Origin of the sequence: Kitasatospora sp. NPDC002551 (assembly GCF_040296005.1) — a bacterium.
Classification (GTDB): Bacteria; Actinomycetota; Actinomycetes; order Streptomycetales; family Streptomycetaceae; genus Kitasatospora.
In genome coordinates, this window is sequence record NZ_JBEOWI010000003.1 from 127,089 (window position 1) to 150,176 (window position 23,088).

At 73.1% G+C, this 23,088-nt stretch carries 17 protein-coding genes and 1 tRNA gene; 10 read left to right on the top strand and 8 right to left on the bottom strand.

What is annotated here, in order from left to right:
- Positions 1–106: 106 nt before the first annotated feature.
- Positions 107–2,080 (top strand): helix-turn-helix domain-containing protein, encoded by a 1,974-nt coding sequence (locus ABT093_RS04535; protein ID WP_350560299.1) that lies wholly within the window; start codon positions 107–109, stop codon positions 2,078–2,080.
- Between the two features lie 40 nt (positions 2,081–2,120).
- Here ABT093_RS04535 and ABT093_RS04540 read toward each other — a convergent pair whose 3' ends face one another.
- From ABT093_RS04540 to ABT093_RS04550, 3 genes are all read right to left on the bottom strand, one after another.
- Positions 2,121–3,320, bottom strand: a complete 1,200-nt coding sequence (locus tag ABT093_RS04540; protein ID WP_350560301.1) for an IS701 family transposase — start codon at positions 3,318–3,320, stop codon at positions 2,121–2,123.
- Between the two features lie 207 nt (positions 3,321–3,527).
- Positions 3,528–4,376 (bottom strand): NAD(P)H-binding protein, encoded by an 849-nt coding sequence (locus ABT093_RS04545; protein ID WP_350560303.1) that lies wholly within the window; start codon positions 4,374–4,376, stop codon positions 3,528–3,530.
- A 27-nt stretch (positions 4,377–4,403) separates the two neighbouring features.
- Positions 4,404–5,600, bottom strand: a complete 1,197-nt coding sequence (locus ABT093_RS04550; protein WP_350560304.1) for an acyltransferase family protein — start codon at positions 5,598–5,600, stop codon at positions 4,404–4,406.
- A gap of 231 nt (positions 5,601–5,831) precedes the next feature.
- On the opposite strand from ABT093_RS04550, the gene ABT093_RS04555 reads away from it, so the two are divergent.
- From ABT093_RS04555 to ABT093_RS04585, 7 genes are all read left to right on the top strand, one after another.
- Complete coding sequence (locus ABT093_RS04555) at positions 5,832–6,812, top strand: NADPH:quinone reductase (protein ID WP_350560305.1); 981 nt, start codon at positions 5,832–5,834, stop codon at positions 6,810–6,812.
- A gap of 65 nt (positions 6,813–6,877) precedes the next feature.
- Positions 6,878–8,341 carry an MFS transporter gene (locus tag ABT093_RS04560; RefSeq protein WP_350560307.1) on the top strand — a complete coding sequence of 488 codons (1,464 nt, stop codon included), beginning with the start codon at positions 6,878–6,880 and terminating at the stop codon, positions 8,339–8,341.
- A gap of 46 nt (positions 8,342–8,387) precedes the next feature.
- Positions 8,388–9,173, top strand: coding sequence for an alpha/beta fold hydrolase (locus tag ABT093_RS04565; protein WP_350560309.1), 786 nt, complete (start codon positions 8,388–8,390; stop codon positions 9,171–9,173).
- Between the two features lie 70 nt (positions 9,174–9,243).
- A complete protein-coding gene (locus ABT093_RS04570; RefSeq protein WP_350560311.1) occupies positions 9,244–9,807 on the top strand; it encodes a hypothetical protein in 564 nt (187 codons plus the stop codon).
- 72 nt (positions 9,808–9,879) lie between these two features.
- Entirely contained in the window at positions 9,880–10,449 is a 570-nt protein-coding gene (locus ABT093_RS04575; protein WP_350560313.1) for a hypothetical protein, read from the top strand.
- 155 nt (positions 10,450–10,604) lie between these two features.
- On the top strand, positions 10,605–14,606 hold the full coding sequence (gene hrpA / locus ABT093_RS04580; protein WP_502884120.1) for an ATP-dependent RNA helicase HrpA: 4,002 nt from the start codon (positions 10,605–10,607) through the stop codon (positions 14,604–14,606).
- 118 nt (positions 14,607–14,724) lie between these two features.
- A tRNA-Asp gene (locus ABT093_RS04585) sits at positions 14,725–14,798 on the top strand.
- Between the two features lie 387 nt (positions 14,799–15,185).
- Here the strand turns inward: ABT093_RS04585 and bldC are convergent.
- Complete coding sequence (gene bldC / locus ABT093_RS04590) at positions 15,186–15,392, bottom strand: developmental transcriptional regulator BldC (RefSeq protein ID WP_014137253.1); 207 nt, start codon at positions 15,390–15,392, stop codon at positions 15,186–15,188.
- Positions 15,393–15,943: 551 nt separating this feature from the next.
- Positions 15,944–16,846, bottom strand: a complete 903-nt coding sequence (locus tag ABT093_RS04595) for a DUF8083 family protein (protein ID WP_350560315.1) — start codon at positions 16,844–16,846, stop codon at positions 15,944–15,946.
- Positions 16,847–17,103: 257 nt separating this feature from the next.
- Here ABT093_RS04595 and ABT093_RS04600 point away from each other — a divergent pair, with 257 nt between their 5' ends.
- Complete coding sequence (locus ABT093_RS04600; protein WP_502884121.1) at positions 17,104–18,264, top strand: Glu/Leu/Phe/Val dehydrogenase dimerization domain-containing protein; 1,161 nt, start codon at positions 17,104–17,106, stop codon at positions 18,262–18,264.
- Between the two features lie 393 nt (positions 18,265–18,657).
- Positions 18,658–18,915, top strand: a complete 258-nt coding sequence (locus ABT093_RS04605) for a DUF3073 domain-containing protein (protein WP_344340094.1) — start codon at positions 18,658–18,660, stop codon at positions 18,913–18,915.
- A gap of 148 nt (positions 18,916–19,063) precedes the next feature.
- Here ABT093_RS04605 and purM read toward each other — a convergent pair whose 3' ends face one another.
- The 3 genes from purM to ABT093_RS04620 all read right to left on the bottom strand — a co-directional run bounded on the left by purM (position 19,064) and on the right by ABT093_RS04620 (position 22,984).
- Positions 19,064–20,146 carry a phosphoribosylformylglycinamidine cyclo-ligase gene (purM, locus tag ABT093_RS04610; protein ID WP_350560318.1) on the bottom strand — a complete coding sequence of 361 codons (1,083 nt, stop codon included), beginning with the start codon at positions 20,144–20,146 and terminating at the stop codon, positions 19,064–19,066.
- A gap of 78 nt (positions 20,147–20,224) precedes the next feature.
- Positions 20,225–21,808, bottom strand: a complete 1,584-nt coding sequence (purF, locus tag ABT093_RS04615) for an amidophosphoribosyltransferase (protein WP_350560320.1) — start codon at positions 21,806–21,808, stop codon at positions 20,225–20,227.
- Between the two features lie 231 nt (positions 21,809–22,039).
- A complete protein-coding gene (locus ABT093_RS04620) occupies positions 22,040–22,984 on the bottom strand; it encodes a diacylglycerol kinase (RefSeq protein WP_350560322.1) in 945 nt (314 codons plus the stop codon).
- Between the last annotated feature and the right edge of the window lie 104 nt (positions 22,985–23,088).

Here is a 23,088-nt window from a genome sequence, read left to right on the forward strand (position 1 = left end):
AGGGCCCGGACCCGTTCTTGACGGGACCAACCGCCCCCGCATACCTTCCGATCAGCAGGCCGTCACGCACTCCTTCGTCCAGGAGGGCCTGGGGGGAGGGAAGGTCATGACGCGACGGTCGGCCGACTCAATCGCGTTCAACGTCCTGGAACTGCTGGCCAGCGAGGCGCCGGCCGCCGAGGTGGCGGAGCTGGTCGAGCAGGCCCGGCGGGGCTGCGAGTCCGCCCGGGAGCGGGAGGCGCTCTGCCGGATCGAGCAGCTCGGCCTGTCCATCCGCTCCCAGTCCCAGCGCCGCCGCCGGCGCGAGGCGGGGCTCACCGCGCTCGCCGACACCGCCCGCGATCTGGCCCTGCCGTACGAACTGGACAGCCTGCTGCGGGTGATCACCCGGCGGGCCCGGCTGCTGCTCGGCGCCGACGTGTCCTGCCTGACCACCGCCGAGCAGACCGGCGCCGGGCCGGAGCGGGTGCGGATCCGCACCACCGACGGCCCGAGCGGCTCGCTGCGGGCCGGCCTGGCCGTGCCCGAGGGCTTCGGCCTGGGCGGCGGCGTCCCCGCCGACCCGGGGCCGTTCTGGACCCCGGACTACCTCGCCGACGAGCGGATCCGGCGCAGCCCGGTGGTCGACGCGACGATCCGCGCCGAGGGGCTGCGCGCCGTGATGGCCGTCCCGCTCGGCCACCGCGCCCGCCCGTTCGGCACCCTGTACGTCGCCGAGCGCGCGGTGCGCTACTTCACCACCGAAGAGATCTCGCTGATGACCGCGCTCGGCGACCTCGCCGGAGTGGCGATCGAGAAGGCCCGGCTGCTGGAGCGGGCCGCCCGGCCGCCCGCCGGTCCACCGGCCCGCGCCGGTGACGGGGCGGGTGCCCCGGCGGACCCGGCCGGCGACCTCGCCGAGGTGCAGCGCGCCCTGGTCGACCTCGCGCTCTCCGGCAGCGACCCGCACGCCCTGGTCCGGGACGCCGGCCGCCGGCTCGGCCTGGGCCTGCGGGTGTACGCCAGCGACGGCACCGTGGTCGCCTCCGCCGGTGAGCTGCCCGAGCTGGACGAGCCGACCGTGGTGGCCACCGCCGTCGACACCCACGCGGCCGGCCGCCCGGTCCGGCTGGCCGGACCGCTCTGGGCCGCGCCGGTGCGCGCCGGCTCCACCGACCTGGGCACCCTGCTCGCCCGCCCGTCCGGCCGGCGCGCCGACCTGGCCGCGGAGTTCTGCCAGAGCGTCGCGCAGGCGCTCGCGGTCGCCCTGCTGCTGGAGGGCGGGCGGTCCGCCGCCCCGGCGCGCCCGGTCCGCGACGAACTGCTCGACGAACTGCTCAGCAACCCCCAGCGCCCGCCCCAGCAACTGGCCGACCGGGCCCGCCGGGTGGGCATCGACCTGTCCGCCGAGCACGTCCTGGTGGTCGCCCGGCCCGAGGGCGAGGCGCAGGGGCGCACCGCGACCTGGGCCGGTCTGTACGCGCACCGGATGGGCGGCCTCAAGCGGGTGCACAACGGCCGGGCGGTGCTGCTGCTGCCCGGCACCGACCCGGGCCGGGCCGCCCGGGCGGTCGCCGAGGAGCTGACCCCGCTGCTCGGCCTGCCGGTGACGGTCGGCGCCGCCGGGCCGGTCTGCGACCCGACCTCGGTGCTGCACGGCTACCGGGAGGCGCTGCGCTGCCTGGACGCGATGACCTCGCTGGGCGCCGTCGGGCGCGCCGCCTCGGCCCGCGAACTCGGCTTCGTGGGCGTCCTGCTGGCCGACAACCACGACATCGACGGCTTCATCGAGTCGGCCGTCGGGCCGGTCCTGGACTACGACCGGCAGCGGCTCACCGAGCTGACCCGCACCCTGCAGGCCTGGTTCGAGACCGGCAACAGCCCGACCCACGCGGCGCAGCGCCTGCACGTCCACCCCAACACGGTGGCGCGGCGGCTGGAGCGGATCGGCGAACTGCTCGGCGCGGACTGGCTGAAGCCCGAGCGCTCCTTCGAGATCCAGCTGGCGCTGCGGCTCTGCCGGGTGCGCCGCGTCCTGCTCGACCGGGACGCCCGGGACCAGGGCGACACCGGCCACGGCCGCACCGGCCCGGCGCTCTGACGTCACGTCACCTTCCGGGTCGGGGCGCCGCGGCCGGCCGTCACAGCCGGTCGTCGCCGCGGGCCAGCACCGCCACCGCGTGCGCCGCCGAGGCCAGCGTGATGTGCCGGTGCCAGCCGCCGAACGAGCGCCCGGCGAAGTCCCGCACCCCGACCCGGTCGGCGGTCCGGGTGAAGTCCCGGTCCACCCGGTCGGCCAGCCGGGCCAGCCGGACCAGCCCGGCCGTCGGCAGGTCGACCAGGTCGGTGAGCCACAGCTCGGCCGGCCAGCGCCCGCCGGCCGCGCCCACCCCGAGCAGCAGCAGGTCCCCGCCGCCGCGCCGCCCCCGGTTCTCCCGGGCCGGCCCCGGCCAGGCCGGACGCACCCGCACCGCGGCGACCAGCCCGGCCCGCAGCGCGCCCGCCGCATCCGACCAGACCACCGGCCGGCGCAGCTCCCGGGCGGCGGTGAGCAGGTGGCAGGCCGGCCCCGGCCCGGCCGGGTGGCCGGGCAGCGGCGCCACCGGCCGCAGCGGGAACGAACCGCTCACCCGGACCAGCATCGGCAGCCGCTCGGCCCGCATCCGGCGCACCAGCCGCAGCCCGTCGGCGTCCCGGGCGTCCGCGACCACCGGGCGGGCCGGCAGCCCCCAGCGGGCGGGCAGGCCGAGCACCGCCTCCAGCGCGCAGTCCCCCAGGGTCTCGGCGTCCACCTCGTCGGGGATCAGCGCCTGGCTGCGCCGCGGCGCGTCCTCCAGCCAGGTCCGCGGCAGGTGCAGCCGCCAGTTGACCGGCGCGCTGAAGCTCTCCGAGGCGGCCCAGACGCCCACCGCCTGCTGGGCGTTGAGCACCTGGCCGAGGGCCGGGATGAAGCGGCGGTCCACGCCGACCGAGTGGTCGCCGGCCTTCGGGACGACCATCGGCCGCAGCACGTACGCCTGCGGCGGGGCGATCCGGGCCAGGTGCTGGGCCAGTGCCTGGCGCACCGGCCGCCAGTCCCAGGTGGAGCTGGTGATGAAGTGGTGCAGGCTCTGCTCGGCGGCCGGTCCGCCGACCACGGTGGCGATGTTGCGGATCGACTTGCGCCCGCGCGCGCCGAGCAGCCCGTGCAGGTACTGGCCGCCCTTGCGCCGCTGGTCGCTGCGCGGGAGCGAGGCGAACAGCACCGCGCACAGCTCCTTGAGCAGCACCTCGTGCGAGGCGTCGAGCACCCGGCCGTCCTCCGGCGGGGCCTGCGGCTCCACCGGCAGGAATCGGGTCATGACGGGACCGCTCATCGTTCCCCCTCGAATGGCGGTTGGCTGCGCCGTGCTCACGCTAGGGTCCGCGCCGCGCCCCGCTAAGGTGCGCGGCCCACCGCTCCGGCACGGTCGGTGGTGGCCCGGCCACCGGGCTCCCGCCGACCGGTGCGGCGCATCCGCATTCCGGTACGGCGGGAGCGGCGGCGCCGACGGCGCCCGGGCGGGTGCTCAGGCGGTGAAGTCCGCGGCGTGGTCGCGGGCCCACTCGGCGAAGGTGCGGGCCGGACGGCCGGTGAGCCGCTCGACCGTGTCGGACACCTCGGCCGGGACGCCGTCGGAGCCGGCCCAGTAGCCGACCACCGCGTCCATCACCCAGACCGGAACGATCGGGGCGAGCGCCTCGCGCGCCTCGGCCTCGGTCAGCTCCTCGAACTCCAGCGGCCGCCCGAGCGCCCCGGACAGCGCCGCCAGCTGCTCGCGCTGGGTGATCGAGACCGGGCCGCTGATGAAGTACGCCTGCCCCTCGTGGCCGCCGCCGGTGAGCGCGACCACCGCGACGGCGGCGATGTCCTTCTCGTGGATCGCGTCGCTGTGCGACTCCGGGTACGGGAAGCGGATCCGCCCCTCGGCCCGGATCGACTCCGGCCAGCCCCACATCAGGATGTTGGTGGCGAAGTTGTGCGGCCGCAGGAGGGTGTACGGGATCCCGGAGGCGAGCACCGCCTCCTCGACCGCGCGGTGCATCTCGACGATCGGCTTCTGCACCGGGAGGGCGTCCACCACGGTCTGCGAGGAGAGCACCACCACGTGCCGCACGCCCGCCTCCTTCGCCGCGGCGAGGAAGCCGGCCGTGCCCTGCGGGACGGCGTAGAGGAACACCTTCTCGACGCCGGCCAGCGCCGGACCCCAGGTGCCGGGGTCGGTGAGGTCGAGCACGACGGTCTCGACGGGGGCCGGCGGCGCCAGCCTCTCCGGGGTCCGGGCGCCGGCCCGGACGTCGGCGCCGGCCGCCAGCAGTTGTGCCAGCACCTCGGCGCCGACCTGGCCGGTCGCCCCGGTGACGAGGATCTTGCCCATGGGTACGGCTCGCTTTCTCGACGTCGGTCAGGAAGGCCGGGACGCGGTCGTCCCGGCCGGCTTGCGGCGCGGGGAGGAGAACCGCCGGGTGATCGGCGCCTCGACCAGCCGGTACAGCACCCAGGAGAGCAGCACGGTCACCGCGACGGCGAGCAGCAGCAGGCCGACACCCTCGACCGTGGAGTACATCCGGGTGCCGAGCAGGTCGCGCAGCTCGGTCAGCACGATGAAGTGCAGCAGGTAGAAGGCGAAGGAGATCTCGCCGAGCCAGGTCATCACCCGGTTGCGGAACGGGGTGAACCGGCCGTCCCGGTCGGCGATCGCGGCGGAGGCGACGAGCAGCGCGATCGGCACCACGGTGGCGGCCCGCTGGGCGTAGAGGTAGGGCACCCAGCGGGTGACGGCGTAGCCGGCCACCAGCAGCACGCCGGACCAGACCATGCCGATGTCGCGCCAGCGGCCGGAGCGCACCGCGAGGGCGACCAGGATGCCGAGCGCGAAGTCGACCATCCGCACCGGCGGGAGCACGTAGGCGAACCAGTACTGGGAGACCGAGGCCTGGTAGCCGCCGGGGACGCCCGGGGTGTCGGGCAGCACCAGGTAGGCGAGGGCGGGGGTCGCGACGACGGCGGCCACCGCCCCGGCTATCCAGTACTTCAGCCGCTCCGGGCGGATGGTGCGCAGCGCCCGGTGCAGCAGCGGGAAGGAGAGGTAGAAGAGCAGCTCGGCGCCGAGCGACCAGCTCGGCGGGTCGACGCTGAAGTAGGTGTTGAAGTCGGGGATCCAGACCTGCAGCATCAGCAGGTTGAGGACCGCGGTGCGGGCCGGGGTGTAGGTGCTCGCGAACAGCACCATGGCCAGTGCCCAGGCGACCACGTAGTTGGGGACGATCTTCACCAGGCGCCGCCGCCAGAACCCGGTGGCGGTGTCGCCGGGGCGGGCCGACCAGGTCAGCACGAAGCCGCTGAGCACGAAGAAGAACGCCACGCCGAGACCGCCGGCCTGGTCGGCGAGGTCGGTGAAGCGGTACTCGGTGCTGTCGTCGGCGAAGAACCGCAGGGTGGGGATCGGCAGCGCCGCGTGGTAGGCGAAGACCGCGAGGGCGGCCGGGAAGCGCAGGCCGGTGAGGGACGGCAGGCGGACGGCGGCCGGGCGCGCCGTGCCGGGTCCGCTCCCGCCGGCGGGTCTCGGTCCCGGCTGGGCGAGGAGTCGGTCGGTGGCCATGGTTCCCGTCCTTGGTGTCGAGCCGGTGGGCGGGGACGAAGGCAGGCCGGCCCCACCCGCAGGCCAAGTAAACTACTCCGTGCAGATGAGAGATTGCACCGATCGGTGTAGCATCTATGTCAGGTCGGGGGACACCCCGTCCCCATCCGGCTTCCCGTTCGAGGCAAGGGAGTTGACGTACGATGCCGCGATCCGCCGCTACCCGTCCGCCGCTCCCGCAGGATCGGCCCCATGCGTGCAGCGTTCATCCCGCGGCTCGGACCGGCCACGACCATCTGTCACGGCGAGGTGCCCGAGCCGGTCCCCGGCCCCACCGATGTCCTGGTCCGGGTGGCCGCGGTGTCGGTCAACCCGGTCGACACCTTCGTCCGCTCGGGGCTCTACCGGACCCCACTGCCCTTCCCGTTCGTGATCGGGCGGGACCTCGTGGGCACGGTGGTCCGGGCCGGCCCCGGCGCCCCCGGCTTCGGCCCCGGTGACCGGGTCTGGTGCAACAGCCTCGGCCACGGCGGCCGGCAGGGCGCGGCGGCCGAACGGGCGGCCGTCCCCGCCGACCGGCTCTACCACCTGCCGCCGGGCGTCGACCCGGCCGAGGCCGTCGCCGTGGTCCACCCCGCGGCCACCGCGCACCTCGCCCTGTTCACCCACGGCGGGCTGCGCACCGGCGAGACCGTGCTGGTCGGCGGCGGAGGCGGCAACGTCGGCGGCGCCCTGATCGTCCTGGCCGCCGAGGCCGGCGCCCGGGTGGTCGCCACCGCGAGCCCCGCCGACGCCGAACACTGCCGGGCCCTCGGCGCCACCGAGGTGCTCGACTACCGCGCCCCCGACCTGCCCGAACGGCTCCGCGCCGCCTGCCCCGGCGGCATCGACGTCCACCTCGACACCTCGGGCGCCAACGACCTCGCCACCGCCGTCGACCTGCTCGCCCCGCGCGGCCGGATCGTGCTGCTCGCAGGCGCCCGCTCCCGCCCCGAACTGCCCGCCGGCGCCCTGTACATGAAGGACGGCTCGATCCGCGGGTTCGTCATCTCGCACGCCACCACCGCCGAACTGGCCGGCGCCGCGGTCGCCGTCAACCGGCTGCTCGCGGCCGGGCGGCTGCGCCCGCGGGCCCTGGAGATACGCCCGCTGAGCGACGCCGCCGAGACCCACCAGCGCCTGGAGAAAGGCGAGTTGAACGGCCGCCGGGTGGTCCTGACCCCCGGGCCGTGACGGCTCGCGACCCGTCCCCCGCACGCCCCGTCCCGCGCTCCCCGACCGCCTCCGAAAGGCTCCCCATGTCCCCGTCCGCCGGCGCCGAGCAGGCCGCCGGGCCGCGCCGCTCGGGCCTCCTGCTGGCCCTGCTGGCGTTCGCCCAGTTGATCGTCTCGATCGACTACAACATCGTCTACGTGGCGCTCCCGGAGATCGGCAGCGGCCTCGGCTTCTCCGCGCAGACCCTGCAGTGGGTGGTCAGCGCCTACGCGGTGGCCTTCGGCGGTTTCCTGCTCTTCGGCGGCCGGGCCTCCGACCTGTTCGGCCGCCGCCGGATGTTCGTCCTCGGCCTGCTGCTGTACGCCGGTTCCTCGCTGCTCGGCGGCCTGGCCACCGCCCCCGGCCTGCTGGTCGCGGCCCGCGCCCTGCAGGGCCTCGGCGGCGCCTTCCTGTTCCCCGCCACCCTCGCCCTGGTGGTCACCGGCTTCGCCGAGGGCCGCGAGCGCAACCGGGCCCTGTCGGTCTGGGCGGCGGCCGGTGCCAGCGGCATGATCATCGGCTCGCTGGCCGGCGGGGTGCTCACCGAGGCCTTCGGCTGGCAGGCGGTCTTCTACGTCAACGTGCCGCTGGCCGGCGGCGCCGCCCTGCTCGCGCCCCGGCTGATCCGCGCCGACGGGCCGCGCGAGGGCGGGCGCTCCTTCGACCTGCCCGGCGCGCTGACCTCCACCGCCGGCGCCACCCTGGTGGTCTTCACCCTGGTCCAGGCACCCGCCTCCGGCTGGACCTCGCCGCTGGTGCTGATCACCGCCGTGCTCGGCCTCGGCCTGCTCGCCGCCTTCGTGGCGATCGAGTCCCGGGCCGGCGACCCGCTGATGCCGCTGCGGCTCTTCCGCAACCGCAACCTCTCCACCGGCGCGGTCACCACCTTCCTGTTCATGGCGAGCTTCGGCACCCTGCTGTACTTCCTGACCGTCTACTTCCAGACCGTGCACGGGTACAGCGCGCTGCGCACCGGCATGGCCTTCCTGATCCCGATGGCCTGCGGCTTCCTCGGCTCGATGCTGGGCGGCCGGCTCGCCACCCGCTTCGGCGCCCGCAACACCCTGATCGCCTCCTACCTGATCGGCGCGCTCGGCACCGCCGCGACGGCGCTGACCATGGAGCCGGACGGCGGCTACGTCGCCCTGCTGCCCGGCCTGGTGGTGCTCAGCGTCTGCCAGGGCGTCATCTTCACCACGATGTTCGCCGCCTCCGCGACCGGGGTGCACCCCTACGAGCAGGGCATCGCCTCCGGCATCGTCTCCACCGGCCAGCAGGTCGGCAGCGCGGTCGGCCTCGGCGCCCTGGTCGCGATCGCCAACGCCGGCACCGAGGGCCTGACCGGCGAGGCGCTGCGCTCGGCCACCACCGACGGCCTGCGCACCGCCGTGCTGGTCGCCACCGGCGGCATCGTCGCGCTGGTCCTGGTCGCGCTCGGCTTCGAACGCGCCCCGCGCCCGGACGCGGCCGCCGTCGACGACGACAGCGCCGCCAAGAGCCTCGCCTGACCCGTCCGTCCCGTTTCCGTCCGCATCTTCGAGGAGAACCTCCGCCATGCCCTTCGTCACCAGCCCCAGCGCCCGCGTCTCCTACGCCGTCGAGGGCTCCGGCCACCCGCCCCTGGTCTTCGTGCACGGCACCGGCTTCGGCGCCGCGGGCACCTTCGGCCACCTCACCGGCAACTTCACCGACGTCCGCACCGTCCTGCTGCCGGACTTCGCCGGCTGCGGCGACACCGAGGACGACGGCCGCGAGCTGACCCCGGAGCTGCTCGCCGAGCAGATCGCCGCCGTGATCGAGGCGGCCGGCGGCGGCCCGGCCGACCTGGTCGGCTTCTCGCTCGGCTCGCTGGTCGCCGCCACCCTCGCCGCCCTGCGCCCCGAGCTGGTGCGCAGCCTGGTGCTCACCTCCGGCTGGACCCGCCCGGACGACACCTACCTGCGCAACCACATGACCACCTGGCGCGCCATCAGCGGCGACGCCGATGCCTTCGGCCGGTTCGGCACCCTGACCGCGTTCAGCCGCGACCACCTGAACTCCCTCCCGGCCGAGGTGGTCGACGCCATCGTCAAGGGCAACCAGCCCACCGAGGGCGCGCTGCGCCACATCGAGCTCAACCTGACCGCCGACATCCGCCCGCTGCTGCCCCGGATCACCGCGCGCACCCTGGTGATCGGCTGCACCCAGGACGGCACCGCCCCGGTCGGGCTCTCCCGCGAGCTCGCCGAGGCCATCACCGGCAGCACCTACGCGGAGTTCGACAGCGGCCACGTGGTCGTCTACGAGCAGGGCGACGCGTGGTCCCGCCTGGTGCGTGACTTCGTCCTCCAGGAGGACTGATCCCGCGGGTCGAACGGCTGTCGCTCCCCGGGTGATGACGTCACATCACCCGGGGAGTAGCGTGTCCACCGTGGACGAACTGACCTTCCGCGCGAAGGACCGCCACCGCCGGTCCTGGCTCCACCTCGCCCAGGTCGGGGCCCTGCTGGCGCTCGCGGGCACCCGGATCGCGATCGACCTCGGCATCCAGGTCCTGCTCTGGACGACCGGCGGCCTCGCCGCGCTCATCGGCCTGCACCACCTGGCCGCGAGCGAGCCGTGGAGCACGGTCGGGCCCGCCGGGGTCACCATCCGCGGGACCTACCGCCGCCGCGCCCGCGCCCACCCCTGGCGCGACATCCGGTGGATCGACGTGTACGAGGCGAAGAGCCCGTTCGGAACGTACCGCGCACCGCGGATCCACCTCGCCGACGGACGGCGCCAGGTCCTGGCGGGACTCTCCCAGGACCCCACCCACCCCTCTCCCGACTTCGACGAGCAGGTGCGGCGCGTCCGCGGCCTGTGGGAGCTGAACACCGACCCCGCCGCCCGGGTACGGCCGGCGGAGCGGCGCCGCGACCGGCTGACCCCCGGGCGGGTCGGCTTCCTCACCGCCGTCCCCGTCCTCATCGTGGCCTTCCTCCTGTGGAGATGACGGCGGACGGGCCAACGTTCGGTCCTGCCACAGCTGATGACATCGCGTCACCCCGCGCGTAGGGTTTCGAACGTGAACGAACTGGTGCTCCGGGGGCGGGACCGCTACCGCCCGTCCTGGTCGCTGCTCGCCGTGTCGCTCGTCGTGCTGGCCGTCGAGGGCGCCGCCGCCGCCCGCGGTCTCGGCCTCACCGGATTCCTGTGGCTCGCCGGCGGAAGCCTCGCCCTCCTCGGCCTCTGCCTGGCGCTCGCCCTCCGGGGCTTCAGCGCGGTCGGACCCGAGGGCATCACCATCTGCTGGGGCTTCGGGCACGGCCGTACCCACCCCTGGCACGAGATCCGCTGGATCGATGTGCGGACCGGCAGGACCGAGGGCGGGACCGGCTCCCAGGTCCGGATATTCCTCGCCGACGGCCGGCGCCGCGCGCTCCCCGGGCTGGTGGACAGCCCCCTGTACCCCTCGCCGGACTTCGAGGAGCAGTACCGCCGCATCGTCGCCCGGTGGGAGCTGAACACCGAGGAGTCCGGCCGCGTCCGGCCCCGGAAGCGGCTCCGGGACCGGATCACCCCCACGGTGGCCGGCCTCCTCGCCGGGCTCGCCCTCATCCCCGCCGGCCTGCTGGTCCTCGTTCTGATGAGGTGATCCCGGCCGCCCCTCACGCACGGCGACCGCGCCGCCGCGGACGGTGCCGGAGACGCCCCGGGCCGCCATTGGCAGCGCACCGCCGTCCCCTGTGACACTGGAGTCGCTCGAAAACCGAGGTGCGCTCCGCCGCATCTCCTTGCGAACCTAGAGGGATGCCCGCCGTGAGTTCTCCCGCAGTCCAGTCCGCCGCCGAGTCCGCCCGGAGCGAGGAACCCGGCATCGGCGAGCTGGCCGCGCGCCTGCCCGAGCTGACCCTGCGCGACCAGGTGCGGATCGGCCGCCGGCTGGACGGCGCGCGCCGGGTCCGCAAACCCGAGGCGCGCGCGAAGATCGCCGCCGAGATCGCCGCCGACATCGGGAAGGCCGAGCTGCTGGTCGAGCGGCGCCGCGCCGCCGTGCCGGCCATCGAGTACCCCGCCGAGCTGCCGGTCAGCCAGAAGAAGGACGCGATCCTCGAAGCCGTCCGCGACCACCAGGTGGTGATCGTGGCGGGCGAGACCGGCTCCGGCAAGACCACCCAGATCCCCAAGATCTGCCTGGAGCTGGGCCGCGGCGTGCGCGGCCTGGTCGGCCACACCCAGCCCCGCCGGATCGCCGCCCGCACGGTGGCCGAGCGGGTCGCCGAGGAACTGCACAGCCCGCTCGGCGAGGCGGTCGGCTGGAAGGTCCGGTTCACCGACCAGGTCGGCCCCGACACCCTGGTCAAGCTGATGACCGACGGCATCCTGCTCGCCGAGATCCAGACCGACCGCGAGCTGCGCCAGTACGACACCCTGATCATCGACGAGGCGCACGAGCGCAGCCTCAACATCGACTTCCTGCTCGGCTACCTCAAGCAGCTGCTGCCCCGCCGCCCCGACCTCAAGGTGATCATCACCTCGGCGACCATCGACCCGGAGCGGTTCGCCCGGCACTTCGAGGACGCCCCGATCGTCGAGGTCTCCGGCCGCACCTACCCGGTCGAGGTCCGCTACCGCCCGATCGCGCAGGACGCCGACGAGGACGGCGACACCGACGAGGCGGACCGCGACCGCGACCAGATCCAGGCGATCTGCGACGCCGCCGAGGAGCTCCAGGCCGAGGGCCCGGGCGACATCCTGGTCTTCCTCTCCGGCGAGCGCGAGATCCGCGACACCGCCGACGCGCTCGGCAAGCTGAAGCTCAAGAGCACCGAGATCCTCCCGCTCTACGCCCGGCTCAGCTCCGCCGAGCAGCACAAGGTCTTCCAGCGCTCCTCCTCCCGCCGGATCGTGCTGGCCACCAACGTCGCCGAGACCAGCCTGACCGTCCCCGGCATCAAGTACGTGATCGACCCGGGCACCGCCCGGATCTCCCGCTACAGCCACCGCACCAAGGTCCAGCGGCTGCCGATCGAGGCGATCAGCCAGGCCAGCGCCAACCAGCGCAAGGGCCGCTGCGGCCGTACCTCGGACGGCATCTGCATCCGGCTCTACTCGGAGGAGGACTTCCTCTCCCGCCCCGAGTTCACCGACGCCGAGATCCTGCGCACCAACCTCGCCTCGGTCATCCTCCAGATGACCGCCGCCGGCCTCGGCGACATCGCCGCCTTCCCGTTCCTGGACCCGCCGGACTCCCGCAACATCAAGGACGGCATCAGCCTCCTGCACGAGCTGGGCGCGCTCGACCCGGAGGAGAAGGACGTCCGCAAGCGGCTCACCCCGCTCGGCCGCAAGCTGGCCCAGCTCCCGGTGGACCCCCGGATGGCCCGGATGGTCCTGGAGGCGGACCGCAACGGCTGCGTGCGCGACGTCATGGTGATCGCCGCCGCGCTCTCCATCCAGGACCCGCGCGAGCGCCCCGCCGAGAAGCGCCAGGCCGCCGACGACCGGCACCGCCGGTTCACCTCGGAGACCTCCGACTTCCTCTCCTTCCTGTCGATGTGGCGCTACGTGCGCGAGCAGCAGCGCGAGCTGTCCTCCTCCGCGTTCCGCCGGATGTGCAAGGCCGAGTTCCTCAACTACCTGCGGATACGGGAGTGGCAGGACATCTACTCCCAGCTGCGCACGGTCGCCAAGCAGCTCGGCGTCACCATCGAGGAGGCGCACGACGACGCCGAACCGGACGCCGACCGGATCCACCAGTCGCTGCTGGCCGGCCTGCTCTCCCACATCGGCCTGTACGACGTGGAGAAGCGCGAGTACGGCGGCGCGCGCGGCGCCCGGTTCGCGGTCTTCCCCGGCTCCGGCCTGTTCAAGAAGCCGCCGCGCTGGGTGATGTCCGCCGAGCTGGTGGAGACCTCCCGGCTCTGGGCCCGGATCAACGCGAAGATCGAGCCGGAGTGGGTCGAGCCGCTGGCCGGCCACCTGGTGAAGCGCACCTACAGCGAGCCGCACTGGGAGAAGAAGGCCGGGGCCGTCCTGGCGTACGAGAAGGTCACCCTCTACGGGGTGCCGGTGGTCGCCCAGCGGAAGGTCAACTACGGCCGGATCGACCCGGAGCTCTGCCGCGAGCTGTTCATCCGCAACGCCCTGGTCGAGGGCGACTGGGAGACCCACCACCGCTTCTTCGCCGAGAACCGCAAGCTGCTCAGCGAGGTCGAGGAGCTGGAGAACCGGGCCCGCCGCCGGGACATCCTGGTCGACGACCAGACGCTGTTCGAGTTCTACGACGGCCGGCTGCCCGACGACGTCGTCTCCACCCGGCACTTCGACTCCTGGTGGAAGCAGGCCCGCCGGGACCAGCCCGACCTGCTCAACTTCGAGAAGTCGATGCTGATCAACGACGCCGCCGACGGCGTCACCGAGGCCGACTACCCGGACCACTGGCAGCAGGGCCGGCTCCGCTTCAGGCTCACCTACCAGTTCGAGCCGGGCAGTGACGCGGACGGCGTGACCGCGCACATCCCGCTGCCGGTGCTCAACCAGGTCACCGCGGAGGGCTTCGACTGGCAGATCCCGGGCCTGCGCGAGGAGCTGGTCACCGCCTGGATCAAGTCGCTGCCGAAGGCGGTGCGGCGCAACTTCGTGCCCGCTCCGGACTTCGCCCGCGCCGCGCTGCGCGAGCTGAGGAACCACCAGGAGCGCCAGGAGCCGCTGCTGCCGGCCCTGGAGCACGCCCTGAAGCGCCTGACGGCCGTCACCGTGCCCCCGGAGGCCTGGGACGAGGAACGGGTCCCGGAGCACCTCAAGGTGACCTTCCGGGTGGTGGACGGCCGCAAGAAGCTCGCCGAGTCCAAGGACTTGGAGGAGCTGCGGCTGCGCCTCAACCCGAAGCTGAAGGAGACGCTCTCCTCGGCCGCCTCCGGCCGGGGCATCGAGCGCTCCGGGCTGACCGCCTGGCCCGAGGACCTGCCGGTGCTGCAGCGCACCTTCGAGCAGCGCTCCCGCGGCCACTCGCTGCGCGCCTACCCGGCGCTGGTCGACGAGGGGGAGACGGTCGGCATCCGGCTGTTCGACACCCCGCAGGCCCAGGAGAAGGCGATGTGGGCGGGCACCCGGCGGCTGCTGATGCTCTCCACCACCTCGCCCGCCAAGTCGATCCAGGGCCGGCTGGGCAACCAGGCCAAGCTCGCCCTGTCGTACAACCCGCACGGCTCGATCCCGGCGCTGTTCGAGGACGTGGTGGCCTGCGCGGCGGACCGGCTGATGACCCTGGCCGGCGGTCCGGCCTGGGACGAGGCGGCGTTCGGCGTGCTGCGCGACAAGGTCCGGGCCGATCTGTACGACCTCTCGGCGGACACCACGCTGAAGACGGCCACCGCGCTGATCGCCTTCCACAAGGCGTCGACCCGGCTGAAGTCGGTGAGCAGCCCGGTGCTGCTGACCGCGGTGAACGACATCCGGCTGCACCTGGCCTCGCTGGTGCACCCGGGCTTCGTCACCGAGACCGGCTGGCAGCGGCTGCCGGACCTCAAGCGCTACCTGCTGGCGGTGGACCGCCGGCTGGAGGCGCTGCCCAACCACCCCCAGCGGGACGCCCAGCAGCTGACGAAGGTCCAGCAGGTCCAGCAGGCCTACGGGGAGCTCCTGGCGGCCGTACCGGCCGGCCGGGAGCCCTCTCCCGAGGTGCGCGCGGTCCGCTGGATGATCGAGGAGCTGCGGGTCAGCTTCTTCGCCCAGTCCCTGGGCACGCCGACGCCGGTCTCGGAGAAGCGGATCGCCAAGGCGATGGAGGCGGCCAGGGCCACGCTCTGAGCTGCGCCGGGGGCCCTCGGGAGCCGGTTCGACCTGGGGGCCCCACATGGGCTACGATCTGTCTTGTTCGCAGCGAGGGCCGGAAGGCAAGCGAGGCGGACGGATCAGGTAACACTCTGGTCCCGTGGAGCAGTTGGTTAGCTCGCCACCCTGTCAAGGTGGAGGTCGCGGGTTCAAGTCCCGTCGGGATCGCCGTAGTCGAGAGGCCCGGAACCGTTTGGTTCCGGGCCTCTCGCGTTTGTCCGGCCGACTCTTTTACCCGGACTAGGTCTAGACCACAAGTGACTTTGCGTGTGATAGTCGTCACCCGCATTTTCGGGGAACCGACCGTTCGGACACCCTTCCCACACGCCACTAATTTAATATGTAAAATTGTACTGCTATTCACAGTAAATCCCCCCCACCTCTTCCCCCTCAAATCGTTATCCGGAGTTCAACATTCCGGATGGATCGCACGAGTACGACAGCTCTGTAGAAGAACTCCGCGAGAGCCGGCCGGAACAAACAAAGGGGCTGCTTACCGGACCCGGCGGAGTCCGGTAAGCAGCCCCTTCGAAAGAGCCTTGAGCGATCGGCCCGTCAGGCCTCGGTGCGCTGGGCCGGAATACCGGCCAGCAGGGCGCGCACCTCCGCCTCACGGTAACGGCGGTGGCCACCCAGTGTGCGGATCGACGTGAGCTTGCCGGCCTTGGCCCAGCGCGTCACGGTCTTCGGGTCCACACGGAACATGGTGGCGACCTCTGCCGGAGTCAGCAGGGGCTCGGCATCGGGGGTACGAGCGGTCATGAGCGGCCTCCTCGGGAGAACCGAACCAGGGCGGTTCTATCCTTCAAATTCTGCACCTTGGCCCGCGATGCCCGAAATGGCATAGACGGGCCGAGTCGGTTATAGGACGAACGGCTTGTCCTGGTGTCTACAACTACACCATCCGTCCAGCCCTATCGACCAAACCGCCAAAATTGACCCCTCACGGGTTCAAGGCCGACGGATGGCGATGGACCACCCCATAACGGGCGGTCACCTTATAGTGACATTAGGTTACGAGGGGACCAGACCGCCCGTTTCCCCGCAAAGCACGCATCGACTGCAGAACCACCCAAAAGTGGGCACGCTCACGTGAAGTTGGGCCGGTTGTCCCATTTTTGCACATAGGGGTGAGTTCGCGTCAACAGTGAGTAGTGTCACGTTCGACAGGTATTGACCCGAACCAGGACCTTGGTCATATGGATCGGGCCGTAGGACTCTTACCCCCTCGACACGCACCATCGACACCCGCCCCGGGCGGCGGTGACGCCTCCTCAGCCCGGCCCGGGGGCGCCCGCGGGCGCCGGCCCAGCTCAGTTCGCGTGGCGCAGCGCCAGCACCTGCCGCCAGCGCCCGGTCAGCGCCTCGTACGCGCGCAGCGCCTCCGCCGCGTCCCCCGCCCGCAGCGCCCGCAGCCCGTCCTCCAGCTCCCCCGCCGAACGGTCCGCCAACAGCCGCTCCGCCCCCAGCAGATGCACCAGCCCCCCGTAGTCCAGTTCCACCAGCGACCGCGGATGGAACTCCTCCAGCCACCGCCCGACCTGCTCCGCCCCCCGCACCAGCTCCCCTTCCGGCACCGCCTCGCGCAGCGCCCGGTACGCCCGGGCCACCCGGCGGCGCGCCTGCGCCATCGGCGTCAGATAGAACAGCGACGCCTGGTCCCCCCGGACCCCTTCCCCTCCTTTCTCCCCCGCCCCTGCGGGAACGAAGCATCGATCCTCGTCCCCGAACGGAAGGAACCACCGCACCGGCACCTCCCAGCGGCTGGTGAGGATCCACGGCCGGGCGTCCGGGTGCTCCGCCCGCCAGCGCTCCCGGTCCGCCTCCGCCTCGGCCCGGGTGGCCGGCGGCAGCGCGGTGTCCAGCAGCGCCACCGGCGCCCCGGCCCGCAGCTCCTCCAGCGCCTGCCAGTTGCGCAGCCTGGTCGCCCACGGACAGATGTACAGCACCCCGTCCACCAGCCGGACGAAGGCCCGCTCGCTCTCCCGCTCGGGCAGCGCCCGCGGGGTGCGGCCGACCAGTTCGGCCAGCGCCGTGCGCTGCTCCGCGAGCGCCGACGCGGCCACCGAGCGGCCCGCCTCCGGCGCGTCCGGGCCGTGCTGCGCCGCGTAGGCCTGCCAGTGCGCCCGGTCGGGTTCCGGGTAGGCGGCCAGCGGCTCGTAGACCCGCAGGTGCGCGGCGTAGGGCGGCAGCACGGAGGTACGGACGACGGTCACGTCCTGCATCGTCGCACGCACCCCCCGTTGCCCGGGAGGGTCCGGGCGCCCGCCACCGGGCGGGCGGCCGGGCGGCGGCCCGTTCGCGGACGCACCCGCGGGACACGAACGGGCTGCTGGCACCCGTTCCCGTCTCACCCCTCGGACAACCGGCCCGAGCTTCGCCAAGGGGGCGGACCCGCGGCGCCCTCGGGGCTACGCTTCGCCCTAGGCGCCCGCATCACAGCAGCGGGCCTCGAGTTACTGGAGTCACCACAGTGACCGACGTACAGACCGCCGCCCCCACGCACTCCGCACCCGGCGTGCTCGGCAGGATTTTCGGCAACTCCCAGGACGGCGCCACCGGCGACGGCCACGAGCAGGTCGTGCTCTGCCACGACCGCTCCTCCGGGCTGAAGGCGATCATCGCCATCCACTCCACCGCGCTGGGCCCCGCCCTCGGCGGCACCCGGTTCTTCCCGTACGCCTCCGAGGAGGCGGCGCTGGAGGACGCGCTCAACCTCTCCCGCGGCATGTCCTACAAGAACGCGCTGGCCGGTCTCGACCTCGGCGGCGGCAAGGCCGTCATCATCGGCGACCCGACCAAGGACAAGAACGAGGCGATGCTCCGTGCCTACGGCCGCTTCGTCGAGTCGCTGCGCGGCCGCTACATCACCGCCTGCGACGTGGGCACCTACGTCCAGGACATGGACGTGATCGCGCGCGAGACCGAGTTCGTCACCGGCCGCTCGCCCGAGCACGGCGGCGCCGGCGACTCGTCCATCCTGACCGCCTTCGGCGTCTTCCAGGGCATGCGCGCCTCCGCCCAGGCCCGCTGGGGCCAGCCCACCCTGCGCGGCAAGCGGGTCGGTGTGGCCGGCGTCGGCAAGGTCGGCCACTACCTGGTCGGCCACCTGGTCGCGGACGGCGCCACCGTCGTGATCACCGACGTCTCCGAGGCCGCCGTCAACCGCGTGCGGGCCGCCCACCCGGAGGTGGAGGTCGTCGCCGACACCGCCGCGCTGCTCCAGGCCAAGCTGGACGTCTACGCCCCCTGCGCGCTCGGCGGCGCCCTCACCGACGACTCGGTGGCCGCGCTGGGCGAGTTCGGCACCGTGATCGTCTGCGGCGCCGCCAACAACCAGCTGGCCCACCCGGGCGTCGAGAAGGACCTGGCCGACCGCGGCATCCTCTACGCCCCGGACTACCTGGTGAACTCCGGCGGCGTCATCCAGGTCGCCGACGAGATCGACGGCTTCAACTTCGAGCGCGCCAAGAACAAGGCGACGAAGATCTTCGACACCACGCTGGAGATCTTCACCCGGGCCGCCTCCGACGGCGTGCCGCCGGCCGTCGCCGCCGACCGCCTCGCCGAGAAGCGGATGCGCGAGATCAGCGCGCTGCGCTCGGTGCTGCTGCCGGGCGCCCGCCGGGGCTGATCCCGGTCCGGCCGGGCCGGGCCCGACCGGTGACGCGCGGGGGGCATCCACATCCGCCCCCCGCGCATCACAATGTGGAACCGGATTCTCGATTCTGCGCCCGATCGGGTGATCCGACGTCCCCCTTCGGGGGATAATCGGTGAGGAAACAACGGACCTGAGACACCTCCGGACAGCGCGCAGAAAGCCGCAAAACCTCCCCTGACCTGGGACGACCTGGTCGCGGGTGCGGCTGGTGCGCGCCACGTCACACTGACGACGTACCGTCCAGCGGCAGAAACAGGTACCGTTGATGCTCCAAGGGACGGTTCTCCCCATTCGGGCAGGCCGCTCCTGATCATGAACACGTGTCAGACTCGGGGCCGTGAGCCCCATCGTTGAGGGGGTCGACCCATGGGGCGCGGCCGGGCCAAGGCCAAGCAGACGAAGGTCGCCCGCGAGCTGAAGTACAACAGCGGCGGGTTCGACGCCAATCGTCTCTCCAGCGAGCTGGGCGTATCGCCCTCCACCTCCCCGATCGAGCCGGAGCCGATCGAAGAGGACGAGGACGACGACCCTTACGCGGAGTACGCGGCTCGTTACGCCGATGACGGCGAGGACGACGACACCGAGTCGGGTACCGGGTCTTCCCAGACCCGCCGTCGCGCGTAGTCTCACAGTCTGACCAGACCGGCCTCGGCGCCCAGTGCGCCGGGCCGGTTTTCGGCGTTCCCGCACGCCCGGCGGCGCGCACCCGGGCAGGACGGCCAAGGCCCCTCCGGCGGCGCCGGAGGGGCCTTGGCGACCCAGCGGGCCGGGCTCAGGCCGTGAAGCCCTCGTAGGCGTTGTAGAGGGCCGCGCCGCCCTCGTGCTCACCCGTGCGCTCGACGATGTCGCCCAGCACCCAGGACTCCACGCCGCGGTCCTCCAGGACCGCCAGCACGGCGTCCACCGAGTGCGGCGGGACGACCGCGACCATGCCGACGCCCATGTTGAGCGTCTTCTCGATCTCCAGGGTGGCCACCTTGCCGACCTCGGCGACGGTCCGGAAGACCGGCAGCGGGGTCCAGGTGCCGCGGTCCAGGCGGGCGTGCAGGCCGTCCGGGATCACCCGGGCCAGGTTGGCCGCCAGGCCGCCGCCGGTGACGTGCGAGAAGGCGTGCACCTCGGTGGCCCGGATCAGCGCCAGGCAGTCCAGCGAGTAGATCCGGGTCGGCTCCAGCAGCTCCTCGCCGAGGGTGCGGCCGAACTCCTCGACCTTGCGGTCCAGCTTCCAGCCGGCCTGGTTCAGCAGCACGTGGCGGACCAGCGAGTAGCCGTTGGAGTGCAGGCCGGAGGCGGCCATCGCGATCACCACGTCGCCGGCCCGGACGCGCTCGGCGCCCAGCAGCGCGTCCGCCTCGACCACGCCGGTGCCGGCGCCCGCGACGTCGTACTCGTCCGGACCGAGCAGGCCCGGGTGCTCGGCGGTCTCGCCGCCGACCAGGGCGCAGCCGGCCAGCGCGCAGCCCTCGGCGATGCCCTTGACGATCGCGGCGACCCGCTCCGGGACGACCTTGCCGACGCAGATGTAGTCGGTCATGAACAGCGGCTCGGCGCCGCAGACCACGATGTCGTCGACGACCATGCCGACCAGGTCGTGGCCGATGGTGTCGTGCTTGTCCATGGCGGCCGCGATGGCCACCTTGGTCCCCACGCCGTCGGTGGCCGAGGCCAGCAGCGGCCGCTCGTAGTCCTTGAAGGCGGAGACGTCGAAGAGGCCGGCGAAACCGCCGAGACCGCCGACCACCTCGGGGCGGTTGGCCTTCTTCACCCACTGCTTCATGAGCTCGACGGCGCGGTCGCCCGCCTCGATGTCGACGCCGGCGGCGGCGTAGGTGGCGCCGTTCTGGTTCGTGGTCACTGCGGTGCGGCCCTTTCGGGTCAGGTGGGGGTTGGAACAGCGGTGGGGCCCCGGTTCGCGGGACCCCACCGTGGGTTCTTACGGGCGGCGCAGCGCGTCGGCCGCGCCCGCCCCGCCGAGCAGCGACTGGACGCCGTCCAGGTCGCTGCCGCTGGTCGGCTTGCCTCGGACGGCGGGGGCCTGCTGACCGCCCTTGATCTCGGCCTCCAGCAGGAGCTTGCCGAGCAGCGCCGGGTCCGGCAGCTCCATCGGGTACTCGCCGTCGAAGCAGGCCCGGCAGAGGCGGTCCTTGGGCTGCTTGGTGGCCTCGATCATGCCGTCGATCGAGATGTAGGAGAGCGAGTCCGCGCCGAGCGTGCGGCCGATCTCCTCGATGGTCATGCCGTTGGCGATCAGCTCCGCACGGGTGGCGAAGTCGATGCCGAAGAAGCACGGCCACTTCACCGGCGGCGAGGAGATCCGGATGTGGACCTCGGCGGCGCCGGCCTCGCGCAGCATCTTCACCAGCGCCCGCTGGGTGTTGCCGCGCACGATCGAGTCGTCGACCACGACCAGGCGCTTGCCCGCGATGACCTCGCGCAGCGGGTTGAGCTTGAGCCGGATGCCGAGCTGGCGGATGGTCTGGCTGGGCTGGATGAAGGTGCGGCCCACGTAGGCGTTCTTCACCAGGCCGGAGCCGTACGGGATGCCGCTGGCCTCGGCGTAGCCGATGGCGGCCGGGGTGCCGGACTCGGGCGTCGCTATGACCAGGTCGGCCTCGACCGGGGCCTCCTTCGCCAGCCGGCGGCCCATCTCCACGCGGGAGAGGTGCACGTTGCGGCCGGCGATGCTGGTGTCCGGACGGGCCAGGTAGACGTACTCGAAGACGCAGCCCTTGGGCTTCGCCTCGGCGAACCGGGAGGTGCGGAGGCCGTTCTCGTCGATGGCGATGAGTTCGCCCGGCTCGACCTCGCGGATGAAGGAGGCGCCGCAGATGTCCAGCGCCGCCGTCTCGGAGGCGACCACCCAGCCGCGCTCCAGCCGGCCCAGCACCAGCGGGCGGATGCCCTGCGGGTCACGGGCGGCGTAGAGCGTGTTCTCGTCCATGAAGACGAGCGAGAAGGCGCCCTTGACCTTGGGCAGGACGACCTTGGCCGTCTCCTCGATGGAGAGGTCCGGGTGGCCGGCGAGCAGCGCCGTCACCAGGTCGGTGTCGTTGGTCGCGGCCGTCCGCCCGGAGCGGGAGACGTGCTCCTCACCGGGCAGTTCGGCGACCATGGCCGCCAGTTCGGCGGTGTTCACCAGGTTTCCGTTGTGACCGAGGGCCAGCGAGCCGTGCACGGTCGCCCGGAAGGTCGGCTGGGCGTTCTCCCAGACCGAGGAACCGGTGGTCGAGTAGCGGGCGTGTCCGACGGCGATATGCCCGTGCAACGACCCCAGCGAGGCCTCGTCGAAGACCTGGGAGACGAGTCCCATGTCCTTGAAGACGAGAATCTGGGAGCCGTTGCTCACTGCGATGCCCGCGGATTCCTGACCGCGGTGCTGCAGGGCGTAAAGGCCGAAGAACGTGAGCTTGGCGACCTCCTCGCCGGGAGCCCAGACACCGAAGACGCCGCAAGCGTCCTGGGGGCCTTTCTCACCGGGAAGAAGATCGTGGTTGAGTCTTCCGTCACCACGTGGCACGCCTTCGAGTCTAGGACAGCCGACCCGCCTCCCCGGCACCCGGGCGGCCGGAGCCGACCGGGTGCGGATCGGTAACGCGCGTAGACAAAACCCCTTACCAGAGGCGGTTTTCGGCTTCCGGGAGCGGCCGGCGAACGCGCCCGGCCTTGCGGTTCGCGCCCGTTGGCGCGTTCCGGGCGCCCACGGCGCTTCGCCGCGGGTTCGCCCGCCGTTCGCCCAACGTGAGCCTGCTCACCCGGCGGCGCCGCCGGCGCGGGGCGGGCGGCCGGCGGGCAGCAGCAGGCCCCAGCAGCCCGGGTGGACCGTCCAGGTGCGGGCCCGGACCGGGCCGACCGGGTGGCCGTCCGCCTCGTAGCCGAAGCCGCGGCCGGCCACCGAGACACTGGCCGCCCGGGCCCTGAGCAGGGCGCCGGGGGCGCGGACCACGATCTCCATCACGCCCTCGCCGGCCGCGTCGCCGGCCGGGAGGGTCACCTGGACCACCCGGACCGGGCGGTGCACGTCGGCGAGCAGCCGGCCGTCCGCCTCGACCCGCAGCCGCGAGTTCCCTCCGGCCGGGCCGGGCTCGCCGCGGCCGGCGCGGCCGTGCGCTCCGGCGGGTGCGGTCCGGCCGGCCGGAGCGGCCCGCGCCGGGGTGAGTACGGTCCCCTGCTCGGCCGCAGCCAGTTTCGCCCATAGCGAACGCCAGCCGCTGGGGCGGCCGGCCGCCCGCCGCGCCCCGCTCGCCGAGATCCGCACCCCGCCGAGCGCCACCCCTCCGCCGTCGTCCACCAGCAGGTCGAGCTTGCGCGCCGTCCCGGTCAGCACCGCCCGCGCGGCCGCCACCGGGGCCACCGGCACGCCCAGGGCGCGGGCCGCCGCCACCTCCTCCGGCCGGCCGACCGGCACCAGGCCCACCGGGTCCGTCCCCAGCTCACGTTGGCGGTAGAGCGCCTGGAGCACCCGCTGGAGCGCGAGGTCGGAACCGATCACCACCGGTCGCCTCCGGCCACGATGCGAAAGCACCCGGTCGAGCTCGGAGGGTGTCTCCGGATAGGCCACCTTGACGTCCGTCCCACCGGAGAGAACGTCCTTCGCGATCCGCACCGACTCGCCGTCCGACTGCCGGGCCGCCGGGTCGAGGAGCAGGAGAAGCGGCTCCGGGCCGCCGGTTGCAGGCGTGGACAGGGACGACACAACCGGTCCTTCCTCAGGTAATCTCTCGGTGCAAGAGCCCCTTGCGCTATTGCGCCAGGGGCTTCGTCTATCTCGGGGCAGACTGCGGCCTACGCAGGATGCCC